The organism is Umezawaea endophytica (genome assembly GCF_025061645.1).
Classification (GTDB): Bacteria; Actinomycetota; Actinomycetes; order Mycobacteriales; family Pseudonocardiaceae; genus Umezawaea; species Umezawaea endophytica.
Window position 1 is genome coordinate 191,688 of the sequence record NZ_JANYMP010000002.1, and the last position, 15,929, is coordinate 207,616.

Consider the following 15,929-nt stretch of genomic DNA (forward strand, 5'->3'; position numbering starts at 1 on the left):
CGGTCCACGGCTTACGCGCGCAGCCTGCGGGCTTGCTCGTGTAATCGGCCGACCGCATGGGCGCCGCCTTTTCACGCGTCGTCAAGGCTTCTGTCCGCCACAACGAGGGCCGCGCCGCACGACAGACGCGACCCTCCACGCCGTATTGGGTAACAACCGGGTCCACTCCGCCGCCACCCTTTCTTTCGCCAGCACAAGCACACCCCCGAACCCAACTCCCAAATCCACACCCACGCAGCCACACAACGAACCCACACCGGCTCGGCCGCACCACGAACCCGCACCCACCCGGTCACACAGCGAGTCCGCGTTCACGAGGTCGCACGGCCAATCCTGTGTCCGCGGTCGCGCCATGAACCCAGGTCCGCGCGGTCGCCAGGCGAATCCGCGCTCACGCAGTCGTACGGCCAGTTCCCGCGTCTGTGGGCCTGTGCGTTTGTGCAGCGAATCCGCGTCCGCATGGTCGTGCCGCGAATCCGCGCCAGCGTGGTCGTGCGGCGAACCCGTGCTCCCGTGATCGCGCGGCGAACCCGCGCTCGCCTGGTCGTGTGGCCCAGCTTCCGCGCCCATGCGGCGCTACGGCGTCCGTGCGTCCGGCTTCCCTGTCGTGTCGTTCCAGCGCACGTTGTCTACGTGGAGCGGTTGGCGCCCTTGACCATCGCGCGGTACGCCGGGCGGAGGAGGTCGACCACCTTGCGCTTGCGGACTTCCAGCGGCAGCGGGTCGACCTGGTCCAGCAGGGCGTCGGGGTGGTGGGTGACCACGAGGTCCGGTGTCGGGACGGTCTGCGCGGGTGGTTGTTCCCAGTAGCGGTCGAGGCAGTCTTCCAGCGCCACCACCGGCTTCTCCGCCCGCTGTTCCTGCGCCTTCAGCGATCCGCGCAGGCCGCGCAGGTTCTCCAGCAGTTCCTCGCGGCTTCGACCGCGCCACGCGAAGATCTCGAACGGGTCGGTGTCGAACGACTCCGCGAGCAGGTAGCAGGTCGCGGCCAGGTGCTTGCAGGGTGCCTGCCAGTCGGGGCAGGTGCAGTCCATCGACAGTTCCCGCATGGTTTCGGGGAACAGGGTGAGGTCCAGTTCGGTGAACACGCCCTCGATCTCGGGCGGCATCTCACCCGCGAGGAGCTTGGCGGTGAAGATCGCCTGGCTCGCCAGCGCCCGCTCGATCCGGCGCCACTCCTCGTCGTTGAACTTCTTCACGCCGATGCGCGCGCGGTACGGCTCAGGCCGGGTGCCCGCGATCAGCGCGACCACGAGGCTGGTCGACAGGGACATGCTGATGACCTGGCCGGTGCGCGCGTAGGCGCGGCCCCGTTCCAGGCGGCTCGCCATGCCGAACGACTCCAGCACCTCGATGAACCGCCGCGACCACCACGTCTGCGCGACCTCGCCGCGCTTGCTGCGCAACGTGAGCCCGCCGTCGATGCGAACCGGGTGCGCCGCCGGTCTGGGAACGCCGTGCCACTCAACCACCGACGGCCTCCGGGGACAGCGTGAGCAGCTCGCGCAACTGTCCGGTCGACAGCTCGGTCAGCCAGTTCTCGCCCGCGCCGACGACGAGCTGCGCCAGCGAGCGCTTCTCCTCGATCATGAGGTCGATCTTCTCCTCCAGCGTGCCGATGCAGACGAACTTCCGCACCTGCACGTGGTTGCGCTGCCCGATCCGGAACGCGCGGTCGGTCGCCTGGTCCTCGACGGCGGGGTTCCACCAGCGGTCGAGGTGGATGACGTGGTTCGCGGCCGTCAGGTTGAGGCCGGTGCCGCCCGCCTTCAGCGACAGCACGAAGATCGACGGCCCGGTCGCCGACTGGAACCGCTCGACCATCCGGTCCCGAGCACCCTTGGGCGTTCCGCCGTGCAGGAACAGGACTTCCGTGTCGAACCTCGCCGCCAGGTGCGGGACGATCATGTCGCCGAACCTGGTGAACTGGGTGAAGCACAGCACCTTGTCGCCGTCGGCGATGATCTCTTCGAGCACTTCCTCCAGCCGGTCGACCTTGCCGGACCGCCCGGCGACGCGCGAGCCGTCACCCAGTAGCTGAGCGGGGTGGTTGCAGACCTGCTTGAGCTTCGACATGCCCGCGATCACCATCCCCTTGCGCTGCAAGCCCTGCGCGTCCTCGATCCGCTCCAGCATGTCGTTGACCACGGCGCGGTAGAGCGTCGCCTGCTCGGTGGTCAGCGTGCAGAGCTGCTTCATCTCCAGCTTGTCCGGCAGGTCGGTGATGACCCGCGGATCGGTTTTGAGGCGCCGCAGCACGAACGGCCTGGTGATCTTGCGCAGCCGCACGGCCGCGTCCTCGTCGCGGTAGCGCTCGATCGGGACGGCGAAGCGCGCCCGGAACGCGTTCAGCGTCGCCAGGATGCCGGGGTTGGCGAAGTCCATCAGGGACCACAGCTCCGCCAGCCGGTTCTCCACGGGCGTGCCGGTCAGCACGACCCGGTGCCGCGCCGGGAACCCACGAACCGCCCGCGACTGCCTGGTCGAGGCGTTCTTGATGTTCTGCGCCTCGTCCAGCACCACCCGGTCCCACTCGACCTCGGCCAGCGGCAGCGCGTCCCGCGTCGCGATGGCGTACGTCGTGATCACCAGGTCGTGCGCCGCGACGGTGGCGCGCAACTCCGCGCCGGACAGGCGATCGGCTCCGTGGTGGACGTGCACGTCCAACCCCGGCGCGAACCGCGAGGCTTCCCGCTGCCAGTTGCCGACCACCGACATCGGGCACACCACCAGCGTCGGCGCCCTCTTGCCGTCCTGCCGCTTCCACACCTCCAACGCCAGGAGCTGCACCGTCTTGCCGAGCCCCATGTCGTCGGCCAGGCACGCGCCCAGCCCCAGTTCGTCGAGGAACGCCAGCCACGCCAACCCGCGCACCTGGTACGGCCGCAACGTCGCGTGCAGACCCGCGGGTGGTTCGACCAGCTCCAGCCGCTGCTCGGCCTCCCCGGACAGCAGATCACCGAGCCAACCGTCGCCGTGCACGCCGGTGACGGGCAGCGGCAACCCGTCGTCGGCCTCCTCCGACCAGGACTGCAACAGCACCTGCTCCGCGGGCATCCTCCCGGTGCCACCGCGCTTGAGGAACGCGAGCCCGGCCGTCAACCGCTGCTGGTCGACGTGCACCCACTGCCCGCGCACCTTCACCAGCGGCATCTTCGCCGCCGCCAGCTCGGCCAGCTCCTCCTCCGTCAGCAGCTCCTCACCCAGCGCCAGGTCCCAGCGGTACCCCACCAGCGCTTTCAACCCGAGCTTGCTCTCCGACTCCACCACGCCCGGATCACCGCGCTTCGCCGTCGTGGTCGTCAGCCTGAGCCCGAGCCTGCGCGGCTCACGCCACCACGTCGGCAGCAGCACCCCGAACCCCGCTTGCGCGAGCAGCGCGGCCCGCGTCAGGAACTCGTACGCCCCGGCCGCGTCCAGGTCCAGCCGCGTTGGATGCCGTTCCCGCAGCGCCACGTCCAACTCCGGGTACAGCCTGCTGGCCCGCCCGAGATCGGCCAGCAGCACCTCCTGCGGATGGTCGACCCAGCGCCACAGCACACCGTCGTCCCGCCACACCTGCTCCGCGAGCACGACCACACTGGGCTCGTCCACCGCCTGCAACAGGAACTCCAGCCGCCACCCCTCGTTGGCGAACCCACCCTGGTCCGGCGAACTGAGCCGGAAGCACACCCGAACCGCGTTTTCCCGCTCAGCACTGGCCCGCCACGCCCCGAGCTTCGCACGCAACTCGACGAGATCCACAGCATCAGCCTCGAACACGGGCTCACCAACCAGTGCCCGCAACCACAGGTCGACCGGCGTACGCCCCCTAGTCAGCGAGCCAACACCACGAAGCGCACCACGAACCTCGTTGTCCAACAACACGTGCAGCACGCCACGCAGCGCGGCCTCCGGACTGCCCACCCCTTCGGCACCCCGGCACACGGGCGGCATCGCCTCGCGCAACGAGGCGAACCGCACCGAGTCCACACCGGACAACGCGGGCACCCACCGAGCAACGGGAGCCTCCGAGTCAACCGACGGCAACACCCGCCCGCGCGCCACCAGATCACGCGCGAACTCCGCCACGTCCACCAGGTACCGCAGCGACGCACCGGTCCGACAGTCCACGACAGACTCCGGCAGCACGTCCACAACGACAACCGGCACAACCCACCCCCGCAACCGCAACGCCCCTTCGAGCGCGGGTTCGACGGTCAGCGAGCCACGCACCAACTCCGGCGACGCGGCGGGCGCCGACGAGTACGACGGCAACCGCACCACCACCGTGTCCGCCTTGCCACCGCCGAGCAACTCCACCAGCACATCACCACCAACCGCGAACGGATGCGCAGCCGCGGCAGCGGTGCCAAGTGTGTCGGCGGCAGCAGAGTCGAGCGTGTCGGTGGCAGTCCGGTGAGCGGTGTCGGAGGCAGCCTGGCTTGGCGTGCCTGCGACATTCCGGCCGGCCGTGCCGGAGGCAGCCTCGCCGGTCGAGCCGGAGGCTTTCTGGCGGGGTGAGGTGGAGGGATCGCGGTCGGAGGTGTCGAAGACGACGCGGGTGGAGGTGCCGCGGGCACTTCGGTTGAGCAGGGCGGAGGGAGAGCGCTCGGCTGTGTCCGAGGGTTCCCGCCCGAGCGGGTTGAAGGCCTCCTGTCTGAGCCCGCGAGGGGTGTCGTGGTCGGGTGTGGCGGTGGTGCCGACGGCGTCGCGGCTGGGTGTGCCGGAGGCGCCGAGGCGGGACGTGCCCAAGTCGGGCTGATCGGGCGTGCCCAGGTCGGGCTGATCGGGAGTACCGGAGGCGGCCTGGGCGGGTGTGCCCAGGACACCTTGGTCGGGCGTGCCCAGGTCAGGCTGAGTGGGTGCGCCGGAGGTGGCATGGGCGGATGTGCCCAGGCCGATCAGGTCGGGTGTGTCCAAGACGCCCTGGTCGGGTGTGCTGTGGATGGCCTGATCGGGTGCGTCGGAGGTCGCCTCGCCCGGTGTGGCGGACGTGGCCTGGTCGTGTGCGGCAGTGGGGGCCTGGGTGGGGGTGGTGGGGGCGCGTTCGGTGGGCTGTGAGTCTTCTGCCCACAGCGCCAACCGGCCATCGGCCATGCACAGGCCGTGCAGCACGAACACCCGTCGGACCCTAGTCGGGTGGACTTGGGGGGTGCTCGGTCGGCTCGAAAAGAACCGGTCGTCGAACGCCTTGACGATTCGGGTCGGGTGAACAACGCTGATCGGGAGAGCGCTCTCCCAGATGTCGGTACCGCCGTCGATCCCGCACCGTCGTCGGCGGCGTCGAGTCGTGCTCTCGCCCTGCCAGGAGTCGCCATGCCCTTCTCGTCCCTCGTCCAACCGCTGTCCCGACGCCGGGGCAGAGGCCTGATGCTCGTATTCACCGTGGTCGCCGCCCTGCTCGCGAGCTACCTCCTCTCGACCGCCCGCCCCGCCGAGGCCGCGAGCGCCCTGCTGTCACAGGGCAAGCCCACCACCGCCTCCACGGTCGAGAACGCGGGCACACCGGCGACCGCCGCCACCGACGGGAACCTCGGAACGCGCTGGTCCAGCGCGTTCGCCGACCCTCAGTGGGTGCAGGTCGACCTGGGAGCCACCGCTGCCATCGACCAGGTCGTGCTCAACTGGGAATCCGCCTACGGCACGGCCTTCCGCATCGAGACCTCGGCCAACGGCACCGCGTGGACACCGATCTACACGACCACGACGGGCACAGGCGGCACCCAGACGCTGACCGTGGCCGGTAGCGGCCGCTACGTGCGGCTGACCGGCACCACCCGAGCGACCGGCTACGGCTACTCGCTCTGGGAGTTCCAGGTGTACGGCACCACTGGCGGCGGCCCGGTCGGTGGCACGCCGATCTCCCAGTTCAAGCAGGTCTCCGCGTCTTCGTGGGAAGGCGGCAACGCGCCCGCTGCGGCACTGGACGGGCGGTCCGGCACGCGCTGGTCGAGCCAGCACGGCAGCGACCCGCAGTGGCTGCGCGTCGACTTCGGCGCCACGGCCACCGTCAATCGGGTCTCGCTCACCTGGGAGTCCGCCTACGCCACGGGCTACCGGATCGAGGTGTCGAACGACGGCAACGCCTGGACGCCCATCTACTCGACCACGACCGGAGCGGGCGGCACGGAGAACCTGACCGTCAGCGGCACCGGCCGCTACCTGCGGTTCTACGGCACGGCCCGAGCGACCGGCTACGGCTACTCGCTCTGGGAGTTCCAGGTCTTCGGCACGGTCGACGAGTCGGCCACCACCGCGCCGCTGCTGTCCGGCCCGACCAAGGCGCCCGCCGTCACCGGCCGCTTCGCCCTGACCGCGCCCGCCGACAACGCCATGATCACCAACACCCGGCGCCCCGCGTTCTCCTGGGCGGCCGTGGGTGGGACCGCGCGCTACCAGGTGTGGCTCAACGTCAGCCGCACCGACTACGACTTCGCCGCCTCCGGCAACCTGATCGACCTCTACACGAAGGTCGCCGAGACGACGAGCACCACCTACACGCCGACCTGGGACATCTCCGACCGCTGGACCTACAGGTGGTACGTCGTCGCGGTCGACGGCGCGAACGCCACCAGCGCCTCGAACATCCGCACCTTCAGCCTCTACCTGCCGACCCTCACCACGGTCAACGACGGCGTCCGCACCGTCAACGGCAGCCGCGACCTCAACAAGAACGGCTCCATCGAGCCGTACGAGGACTGGCGCCAGCCGGTCGAGACGCGGGTGAACGACCTCCTCGGGCGCATGACGATCGAGGAGAAGGCCTACCAGATGTTCTACAACGCCCAGCAGTTCCCGCAGTCCGGCTGGCACTTCGGGCCCGCCGAGGCGCAGGACCTGCACAACGTGCTGCTCGCCGGGGCCGGGACCAGGCTGGGGATCCCGACCGTGTCGGCGGGCGACACCATCCACGGCTACAAGACCACCTACCCGACGCAGAGCGCGTTGGCCGCGGCCAAGAACTACCCGCTCGACTACAAGCTCGGCGACATGCAGCGCCGTGAACAACTGGAGGTCGGCACCCGAGGCGTGCTCGGCCCGCTGGCCGAGGTCGGCACCAAGGTGCTCTACCCGCGCATCCAGGAGGGCAACGGGGAGAGCGCCGAGGTCGCCGCCGCCCAGGTGCGCGCCCTGGTCGCGGGCTTGCAGGGCGGCCCGGAGCTGAACCCGGCGTCCGTGCTGGCCACGGTCAAGCACTGGCCGGGCGAGGGCGCCGGTGGTGAAGCGCTCATCGTGTACGACCAGGTGACCGTGAAGTACCACATGATCCCGTTCCGGGCCGCGATGGAGGCGGGAGCGGTCAACATCATGCCCGGCTACGCGGGCAGTTCCCTGATCGACCCCGGCGGCCCCGGAGCCGGTGACAGCGCCAAGATCCTGGCCTACCTGCGGCAGAACCTCGGCTTCACCGGCCTGATCACCACCGACTGGCTGCCCTCCGGCTCGTGGATCGGCGCGGCCAACGCCGGGTCCGACGTCATGGGCGGCGCCGACCCCGGAGCGGTGGGCTTCACCATCGCGGGCTTCACCGCCAACGTCCCCGCCGCCCGGATCAACGACGCCGTGCGCCGGGTCCTCCGGCTGAAGTTCCAGCTCGGCGTCTTCGAGAACCCCTACGGCGACCCGGTCAACGGGCCCTACCGGTTCCACACCCCGGCCTACACCGCGCTCGCCAACCAGGCGTCGCGGGAAGCCATGACCCTCCTCAAGAACAACGGCACCCTGCCGGTCCGCCTGAACGCGGGCGACAACATCGTCGTCGCCGGGCCGCGCGCGAACGACACGGCCGCGTGCTGCATCTGGACCAGCTTCCTGCACCAGGAGTACGGCTCCCAGACCATGCTCGAGGCGATCAGGACGAGAGCGACCCAGGCGGGCGTGAACGTCTACCAGGACACCGGGCCCGCGCCGAAGCTCGCGGTCGTCGCGGTGGGCGAGACCTCCTACACCCACGCCACGAGCTGGGTGAAGGAGCAGCCGTACCTGCCCGCCGACCAACTGGCGCTGATCCAGAACTTCAAGAACCAGGGCATCCCCGTCGTCGTGGTGCTCGTTTTGCCGCGCCCCTACGTCATCACCGAGTGGAACGACCTGGCCAGCTCCATCGTGGTCACCTACCGAGGAGGTGAGGAGATGGGCCCGGCGCTCGCGAGCCTGCTCTTCGGCGACTACACCCCCAAGGGCAAGCTCCCGTGGCAGCTGCCCCGCAGCCTCAACGACGTCCTGCGGCCCGGCGGCACCGACATCCCCGCCGACGCCACCGAGCAGTGGGACCTGCCCTACGACCTCGGGGCGACCGCGGCGCAGCGCACCGAGATCCGCGCCAGGATCGACGCGGGCCAACCGGTGCCCAGCACCTACGGCAACCCCCTCTACCCGTTCGGAGCCGGACTGACGAACTGGTAGCCCACCGACCCTGCGGCCCCTGCCGTGCCTGCTCCCCGTGGTCAGCCACGGGGAGCAGGCACGTTTCCACGCGGGGTTGAGCGCTAGCCGGCCCACGGGGATGCCCAGGAGCGCGGCGATCCGCCCGCGGACCGCGGACACGACCCTGCGGATCACGGCGTCACACCGAGGACCTGGGCGGCTTCCTGCGAGAGCGGCCTGCCGACGACGTCCGGGTCGCAGCCCACTCGGGGCAGGCGGGAGCGGATCGACGTCGGCGAGCGGCCCATCCGGTCGGCCAGCGACCTGATCAGCTCCGCCACGGGCGCTTGGTCAGCCCGGTCCAGCCAGGCCTCGCGCAGTTCCTCGTCCAGCTCGGCGGTCCACGGCTGCTTCGCGTTCGCGGGCTGCGGTTTGCCCGGCGGAGGCGCGCCCATCCTGGTCAGCCCGTCGAGGACGCGCCCGAGGAGCTTGCCGACCGCCGCGCCACCGCTCACGGGGAGCCGGATCATGCCCTCGGCCACGACGGCGCCCTCCGGATCGGCGCCGAACACCTCGAGCAGGACGTCCTGCTGGGCGGTCGCCCGCACCCGGTAGTTGATCGGGCCGAGCTGCGTCTGGCTGTCGTACGTGCTGGTCGTCGTCATGCCCGCAACGCTAGGGACGGGGTCCGACAATTCTTGGCGGGGCCGGGTCGGCTACAGCGGGCAGAGACCGCACCGCGACGGCGTCGGATCGGTGCCCGTCAGGTACGGCTTTATGTGCTGTGCCAAGGCTTTCGCCAGCATCGGCGGCACCGCGTTGCCGATCTGCTTCGCCACTTGGATCTTCGTTCCGCACCACTCGAAAGTGTCATGGAAGGTCTGGAGGCGGGCCGCTTCGAGGTGCGTGATCGGCCGGTCGACGCGGTGGCCGTCCTCGCCCGGCTCCCACTGCGGGTGCAGGTACCGACCCTTCTCGGGCTTGTAGAACTCGGTCCGGATCGTCAGGGACGGCTCGTCCCACCGCATCCGGCCCATCACGTCCGTCGTCCCGGTCTTCTTCTCCTGCCAGCAGCGCGGCATCAGCTCGTACGGCAGGTCGAACCGGCCGCCGCCGGGCGGGATCGACCGGTAGCGCCGGAGCGACAGCGGGGTCGGGTTGCGGCCGATGTGCAGGTCTTCGGCCTTGAAGCGGCCGGGCACCTCGACGCCGAAGAACTCGACCTTCGACGCGGGCAGCGACGTGCGGGCGGGGTGCTCCGGCAGGCCGGTGAGCACGTCGCGCACCGAGTGCCAGCGAGGCAGGTCTCCGGTGCGCGCGTGGGTCGGTGCGGGAACCGGGATCTCGCCGACGCGGGAGCCGATGACGATCGCGCGCTTGCGCCGCTGCGGCACGCCGAAGTCCGCCGCGAGCAGCAGCGCGACGGTGAGCGTGTACTCCTCCAAGAGCCCGCCGGGCCGGACCTCGGACCGCAGCAGCTCGAACTCGCCGGATGCCAGGAAGCGGTCGACGTTCTCGATCACGAACACCTCCGGCTCGGCGTGCCGCACGAACCGGATGTACTCCTGCCACAGCTTGTTGCGCGGATCGTGCACGTCCTGGGCGCCGAGGCTGGAGAAGCCCTGGCACGGCGGGCCGCCGATGATCACCGACGCCTTCGGGATCTCGGCGTCCGGGATCGTGGCGATGTCGGCCCACCTCATGTGGGCCTCGCCGAAGTTCGCCGCGTAGGTCGCCGCCGCGTGCAGGTCCCACTCGACCGCCATGACCGGCTCGAACCCGCCCGCCGCCACGAACCCCGACGTCATGCCGCCGCAGCCGGCGAACAAGTCGATCATCGGTATGGGCTGCTCGGTCACCCGACCAGCGTAAGGGCTCGCGCGAGTTCGCCGATCACCGCGATCCGGATCGCGCCCTGCCTGGCCACACCGCCGTTCGAACCCTCAACGACGGCTGGTGACGGCTTCGCGCACCCGCACCGCCGCGATCTCCGGCCGTTCGTGCTCCCACACGCGCACCGACAGCCACCCGGCGGCGGCCAGCACCACGTCGGTGTTCGCGTCTCGGGTCCGGTTCGCCTCGATCTTCGCCCGCCAGAACTCGCCGTTGCGCTTGGGCCAGGTCGCGTGGTCCGGACACCCGTGCCAGAAGCAGCCGTCCACGAACACGGCGACCTTCGACGGCCCGAACACCACGTCCGCCTCCCGGCGCACGGCGCGCAACGGCCTGCGGTGCACCCGGTAGCGCAGCCCGAGCCGGTGCAGCTCGCGGCGCAGCGCCACCTCGATGCCCGTGTCGCGGGACTTCTGCCCGCTCATCCGGGCGCGTGTCGCTTCCGTGGTGGCCAGCCGCTCCATCGGCACATCATGGCGCAGGCGTCAGCCGCCGCACCACGATGTCGAGCCCGCGATCGGACGGCAACCCTTTCCCCAAGCCCGGCACGCGTTCGAAGAAGAACGGCGGCATCGCCTGGAACAGCAGCTCCTCGGCCCGGTGCGGCCCGTCGCGCAGCACGAACACCACACGCCCGGCCCACGCGTCCACCCCGAACACCGCCTCCGCCAACGGGTGCGTCAACGCGGGCAGGCCACGTTCCCGCAGCGCGGCGGCCACGTGCACGGATCGCACGAACGCCGCGTACTCCCGACCGATCCGCCGCCGCATCGCGGCCCGCGCGACAGACCCCTCGACCCCGCGGCCGACCATCCGGTCGACCAGGTCGGCGGCGGGCCCCCACACCATCGCCACGGCCTGCTCGTCGGCCTGGCAGAACGCCCGGAACTCGGCCCACCCCGGTAATCGCCCCAGCTCCTCCACGGCGTGGTGGAACGTGTGCGCCAGCGCGAACTCCGGCCTCCAGTCGTCGATCTCCAGCACCGGCTGCCCCCGCGCGCTCAACGCGGCTTCGAGCGAGTCGCGCCGGAACACGGCTTCGGCGTCTGCGGAGGTGACGGCGTTGACGACCGCGGCAGCGTGGCCCAACGCGTGCGCGGCCACCCGCGGCCGAGTGCTGTGCCAGTTGTTGAAGCGGTCCCTCGACGCCTCGGTGACGTTGAACAACCGCCGGACCTCGGCCGCCGTCGTGATGCGTTCGGTCATGACAGCGAGGGTACGACCGAGCACCGACAGTTCCGATCAGTCCAGGTCAGGCTCGTCCAGATCACCTGACACCGACTCCTCGCCACCGGGGTTGTAGCTGTCCTCGACGTTCTGCGCCCGTTCCTGCTCCTCGTGCGCCCGCAGCAGGGTCGACAACTGGTGGCCGAACACCGCGTGGGACTCCTCGAACTCGGGCAGGTAGCGGTGGACGTGGTCCGGTGACGACCCGTTGCCGTTGTGCGTGACCACCGGTTGCGGAGCCTGCGAGGGGTCCACGACCTCGGTGTTGTTCGCCGCGGCGGACAGCCTGGCCAACGCGCCGATCAGGCCGACGGTCTCGGTCACCTGCTCGGTGTGCTTGGCGAGCCACCACACCACCGCGGTGCCGGTGTCCTTCAGCACGTCCTCACCGAGGTAGGCGCGCACGTTCCGCTCGTGGTCGCGTTCGTGCTCCCACAACTCCTCGCGCTTGCGCAGGTCGGCGAGCTGGCGGAGGCGGATCGCGTCGGCTTCCGGCACGACCAGCGACACGTCCTCCGCCCACACCAGGTACCGGCCCGACCTGTCCGACCCGGCTTGCGCCAACGCCGCCGACAACCGGTGACGGGCTGACGCCAGGTCGCCGGGGGACTCGCGCGCCACCGTCGCGGCGGCCCGACCCAGCAGGTTGTCGGCGACGACCGACCTCGGGTCCCCCTGGTCCGGCCCGGCGCCGTGCTCGGCGGGCCGCCACTTCATCGTGCAGGCGAAGAGGAAGTCGTAGTCGGGTTTCGCGCTGCTGAGCGGCGTGACGGCGAGCGGTGAGCTGGAGGTGACGACCTCGACCCGTGGTGCCGGCACCTCGACGTGACGCCTGAGCTGCTGCTCCTCCTCCTGCCGGAGCTGGGTTCGCCGGTACGTCAGCAGGGCGCCGAGCACCGCGAGCGACAGCAGGATCCACAGCCACGGTGGCCAGCCGAGACCCAGGCCGATGCCCGCGGGCAACAGCACCGCGCACGCGAGCAGCGCGGGGAAGAGCTGACGATCCAGGTTCATCGGAGGTTCTCCTCGGTGGTCAGTCCGAACGCCGTGTCGGTCGCGCGGTGGAGCCGGGCGGCGACCTGGTGGCGGTGAGCGCGGTCGTCGGCGTCCGCCGCGGAGCGGACCCAGTCGCGCGTGATCAGGTAGAGCGTGTTGAAGTCCCGCGCACGCGTGCCGCAGGCCGTGACCAGCAGGTCCACCAAGCGCTCGTCGGGCAGCCACGCGACGACGCGCTCGGTGAACACCTGCCGGGGTTCGGTCGCCAGCAGGGAGGACCACCCGGTGGTCAGCGCCGTCCGCACACCGCCGTCGGCGATGAGCGGACGCGCCCCGCCGTGCGTGGGCTCGACGAGCCGGAACGGGGACGTCAACCGCAGGAACAGACCGTGGTCGTTCGGGTTGCCGGCGATCCGCCGCAACAGCGAGCGGAAGAACCGGTCGTCGTTGTGCGCCAGGCGGCTCAGGGTCGCACCGGCGCTCCGCGCGACGGACTCGTCCCGGCTGCGCGCGAGGTTCTTCAACCGCACCAGCGCCTGCTCCGGGCGCGTCGACATCATCTCCTCGGCGCACACCGAGATCAGCACGTGCGCGAGGCACGCGCCCAGCGCGGTGTTGCGCGACCACCGGTAGATCTCCTGCCGGAAGACCCAGTCGACCTTGCGGTCCGCCAGTCCGCGGACGAGCGCCTGCCGGGCGGCCGACGGGTTGGCGGGTTCCCTGGTCCAGAAGTCGGTCAACCACAACAGGTCCCGGTGTCCCCCGGTGGACAGGCACTGGTCCGCGAAGTGGTCGACGAGCCTGCCTGCCTGCTCCTCGGACTGGCTCCGCTGCCGGACCACGTCCCCGGTCCACTGGCGGAACCGCTGCCGCAGATCGGGGAAGTTGCGCCAGAAGTGGGTGCGCACGGCCGCGTCGTAGGCCAGTTTCGTGAACCTGACGAGTCCGTCGTCGTCGATCGACGCGCCGATGTCGGTGAGCCGCTCGGTGAAGTCGGCGCGTTCCAGCGCGTGCACCTCCTCCGTGGGCAGGTCCAGCACGCGCTGGAGGTCACGGTCCGCGCTGAACACCGCGTCGGCGGACGAACGCTCCAAGAACCCGGCCGTCACGAGCAGCGCCCGGTACCCGCCGTCCCGATGGGCCTTGACCTGCTCGGCCACCGCCCCGCCCTGCTCGGTGAGCGCGGTGAACGCGGCGTCGAGCCAGGCGTTGAACGCCCCGTCGGGGTCGGCGTTCCGCGCGTCGTGCACCACGGCGGCCAAGCTCGCGACCGACGACGTGGTCTCCCCGGCGAGGTGCTCCGCCACGTGCCCGGCGGACAGGTCCTCGCGGGTCGGCTCGATGCCCTTCGCGGCGAGGTGGCTCAGGAACACCTCGCGGCCGTCGGGCTTCCCGATGGCCGCGAACCACGGGGAGAGCGGCGCCAGCAGGTCGCACTGCTCGCTGGAGATCGCGACCACCAGGATCGCGCGGGCGTTCTGCACCTTGGCGCACAACGAGTCCAGGTCGCCTCGGAGCCCTTCGACCACCTGTTCCGGAGTCTCGGTGAGGTCGAGCAGCAGCCGGTCGTCCTCCTCCACCGCGGTGGAGTCCAGCGGCTCGTCCTCCTCGTCCGGGTGGTTCGACAGCTCGCGGTAGTCCGATGAGGAGGAGTCCGCCCCGTGCAACAACATCAGTGCCGCGGTGCGACGACCCGCGCCGCGAGGCCCGTGCACCACGACCAGCCCGCACTCGCGCACCATCGCCTCGGCCGCCGCGTAACCGTTCGGCGGCACGAACCGCTCGTGCAACCAGGCCAGCAGGTTCGCGTTGAGCACACGGGGGTCGCGCGCGCGGCGGAAGCTTTCCTGGAAGTAGTTGATGTTGACAGGGCCTCGGGTGTCGTTGAAGACGTTGTCGACCCCACCCGAGATGCGGCCGATGCCGCTGCCTTCCATCACTTCCCGCCGCGCTTGCGCGAGCCGACGTTGTCGGCGGAGATGGGGCCGGTGGGGTGGTTGAAGACGTTGCCGACGCCCCCGCTGATCCTCTCGATGCCCCCGGTTCGCGGTTCGGGCCGCGGGGGAGCGGGGAGAGCGGGCGCGAAGCCGTTCTTGAGCAGGTCCCCGGTCGGCTTGGGCACCCGCACGTAGGCGGATCCCCGGTACGACTTCACCTCGACGTCGACGGGGACGTACTCGTTCCGGTCGTCGTCGGTGAACCCCGAGGCCACCGCGTCGTCGAACGCGCGGCTCGACACGATCGCGCCGACCCGTGTGCTCGGGCCCGAGCGCTCCAGCAGTTCACGTACCGGCCGCGAGTCCAGCAGGCGGTGGTTCTCGATCCGCGCGTCCCCGCTGCCGTCGCCCAACCGCTTCGCGCCGGAGTCCGTCATCGGCCCGACGTTGACGCTGACCCGCATGCGCAAGGCCTGCGGTTGCCCGGACACCGCCTCCACCGCGGCGCGGTAGTCCAACTCGTCCTGGAGCGCGGGCAGGAAGGGATGCAGCAGGAACGGCAGGTTCTTCGCGGCGAAGCCGAGCACGTAGCCGTCCCCGGTGGTCGCCTCGAACTTGACGTCGTTCCAGAGGCGTTCGAGGCCGCCCCGGCGGAACGTCTGGCGCAGGATCTCCGGGATCGCCTCCGTCAGCTCCGCGTGGTGCGCGCCCGGCACCGCGCTGAAGTCCTTGACGTCGACGATGAGCAGCGCTCGATAGGGCGGGAGCGGCTTGGATTTGCTCGTCATGGCCGTGAGCGTCGCCGGGTCGCCGCGGGCGGACTGTCCGGCGCCGGACAGTCAGGAAGTGACGCTGGTCACGCCCGCGTGCCGGGCGAGCAGCGGGAGGCTCGCCACCACCAGCCGCGGTCCGGCGGCCAGCGTCCCGTCCTTGCGCCACGCGGCGATCTGGTTGGTGACCGTGCTCCGCGACAGCCCCAGCGCGGCCGCCAGCGCCTCCTGGGAGAACGGCACCCGCATCGGGTCCCGGTGCTCGGGTCCGGCCAGCGCCACGACCTCCAGCAGCAGCCGGGCACACCGCTGGCCCGCGTTGAAGTGCACCATTCGCACCTGGTAGGGCACGGTTTCCGACAGCTTCGCGACGAGGTAGTCGTTCATCGCGCCGCGGGCGTCACGGGCGTCGAGCAAGCGGTGGACCGCTTCCGCCGGGAGCTTCGACGCCCGGCACTCGTCGAGCGCCACCACGGTCGCGGTGCGCGTCGACCCCGAACGGGTGGCCATCTCGCCGATGAGGTCACCGGGGCCGCGGAGCGCGACCATCGCCCCGGAACCGTCTTCCTCGTTGCCGAGCACCGAGACCCGGCCCCTGGTCAGCGCCAGCAGGTGACCTCCCGGATCACCCTGCCGCACCAGCACCGACTTGGGGCGGTAGCGGTGCTCGACGCCCAAGGTCAGCAGCTCCTGCCACAGCGGTTCGTCGAGCAGTTCGCGGAATCCACGTGTCACGGGGAGATATCTAGCGGATTTC

General features: G+C 70.7%; 11 protein-coding genes. 1 reads left to right on the top strand and 10 read right to left on the bottom strand.

The features are described 5' to 3' along the window. Positions 1 to 629: 629 nt before the first annotated feature. Together NZH93_RS04470 and NZH93_RS04475 are read right to left on the bottom strand one after the other, a co-directional pair. The gene (locus NZH93_RS04470) at positions 630 to 1,472 is read right to left on the bottom strand and encodes an SWIM zinc finger family protein (protein WP_259621615.1); all 843 of its coding nucleotides are present in this window, start codon (positions 1,470 to 1,472) and stop codon (positions 630 to 632) included. Further along, complete coding sequence (locus tag NZH93_RS04475) at positions 1,465 to 4,308, bottom strand: DEAD/DEAH box helicase (RefSeq protein WP_259621616.1); 2,844 nt, start codon at positions 4,306 to 4,308, stop codon at positions 1,465 to 1,467. Before NZH93_RS04475 ends, NZH93_RS04470 begins: the two co-directional genes overlap by 8 nt. A 990-nt stretch (positions 4,309 to 5,298) precedes the next feature. Here NZH93_RS04475 and NZH93_RS04480 point away from each other — a divergent pair. Beyond that, the gene (locus NZH93_RS04480) at positions 5,299 to 8,388 is read left to right on the top strand and encodes a discoidin domain-containing protein (protein ID WP_259621617.1); all 3,090 of its coding nucleotides are present in this window, start codon (positions 5,299 to 5,301) and stop codon (positions 8,386 to 8,388) included. A 152-nt stretch (positions 8,389 to 8,540) separates the two neighbouring features. Here NZH93_RS04480 and NZH93_RS04485 read toward each other — a convergent pair whose 3' ends face one another. The 8 genes from NZH93_RS04485 to NZH93_RS04520 form a co-directional block, all read right to left on the bottom strand. Further along, the gene (locus NZH93_RS04485; protein ID WP_259621618.1) at positions 8,541 to 9,014 is read right to left on the bottom strand and encodes a hypothetical protein; all 474 of its coding nucleotides are present in this window, start codon (positions 9,012 to 9,014) and stop codon (positions 8,541 to 8,543) included. Positions 9,015 to 9,065: 51 nt separating this feature from the next. Further along, positions 9,066 to 10,208 (bottom strand): DNA cytosine methyltransferase, encoded by a 1,143-nt coding sequence (locus NZH93_RS04490; RefSeq protein ID WP_259621619.1) that lies wholly within the window; start codon positions 10,206 to 10,208, stop codon positions 9,066 to 9,068. Positions 10,209 to 10,292: 84 nt separating this feature from the next. After that, complete coding sequence (locus NZH93_RS04495; protein WP_259621620.1) at positions 10,293 to 10,706, bottom strand: very short patch repair endonuclease; 414 nt, start codon at positions 10,704 to 10,706, stop codon at positions 10,293 to 10,295. 7 nt (positions 10,707 to 10,713) lie between these two features. After that, on the bottom strand, positions 10,714 to 11,448 hold the full coding sequence (locus NZH93_RS04500) for a hypothetical protein (protein WP_259621621.1): 735 nt from the start codon (positions 11,446 to 11,448) through the stop codon (positions 10,714 to 10,716). Positions 11,449 to 11,484: 36 nt separating this feature from the next. Beyond that, on the bottom strand, positions 11,485 to 12,483 hold the full coding sequence (locus NZH93_RS04505; protein WP_259621622.1) for a hypothetical protein: 999 nt from the start codon (positions 12,481 to 12,483) through the stop codon (positions 11,485 to 11,487). Further along, a complete protein-coding gene (locus tag NZH93_RS04510) occupies positions 12,480 to 14,402 on the bottom strand; it encodes a hypothetical protein (protein ID WP_259621623.1) in 1,923 nt (640 codons plus the stop codon). The genes NZH93_RS04505 and NZH93_RS04510 overlap by 4 nt, the downstream gene beginning before the upstream one ends. Further along, positions 14,402 to 15,190 (bottom strand): hypothetical protein, encoded by a 789-nt coding sequence (locus tag NZH93_RS04515; RefSeq protein ID WP_259621624.1) that lies wholly within the window; start codon positions 15,188 to 15,190, stop codon positions 14,402 to 14,404. Before NZH93_RS04515 ends, NZH93_RS04510 begins: the two co-directional genes overlap by 1 nt. Positions 15,191 to 15,241: 51 nt before the next feature. Next, entirely contained in the window at positions 15,242 to 15,907 is a 666-nt protein-coding gene (locus tag NZH93_RS04520; protein WP_259621625.1) for a Crp/Fnr family transcriptional regulator, read from the bottom strand. Positions 15,908 to 15,929 lie beyond the last annotated feature (22 nt).

What these genes read in the sequence shown, in the direction of transcription:
- NZH93_RS04480 (WP_259621617.1), top strand. Translation starts at nt 5,299, where the DNA reads ATGCCCTTCTCGTCCCTCGTCCAACCGCTGTCCCGACGCCGGGGCAGA.
- NZH93_RS04485 (WP_259621618.1), bottom strand. Translation starts at nt 9,014, where the DNA reads ATGACGACGACCAGCACGTACGACAGCCAGACGCAGCTCGGCCCGATC.
- NZH93_RS04495 (WP_259621620.1), bottom strand. Translation starts at nt 10,706, where the DNA reads ATGGAGCGGCTGGCCACCACGGAAGCGACACGCGCCCGGATGAGCGGG.
- NZH93_RS04500 (WP_259621621.1), bottom strand. Translation starts at nt 11,448, where the DNA reads ATGACCGAACGCATCACGACGGCGGCCGAGGTCCGGCGGTTGTTCAAC.
- NZH93_RS04505 (WP_259621622.1), bottom strand. Translation starts at nt 12,483, where the DNA reads ATGAACCTGGATCGTCAGCTCTTCCCCGCGCTGCTCGCGTGCGCGGTG.
- NZH93_RS04510 (WP_259621623.1), bottom strand. Translation starts at nt 14,402, where the DNA reads ATGGAAGGCAGCGGCATCGGCCGCATCTCGGGTGGGGTCGACAACGTC.
- NZH93_RS04515 (WP_259621624.1), bottom strand. Translation starts at nt 15,190, where the DNA reads ATGACGAGCAAATCCAAGCCGCTCCCGCCCTATCGAGCGCTGCTCATC.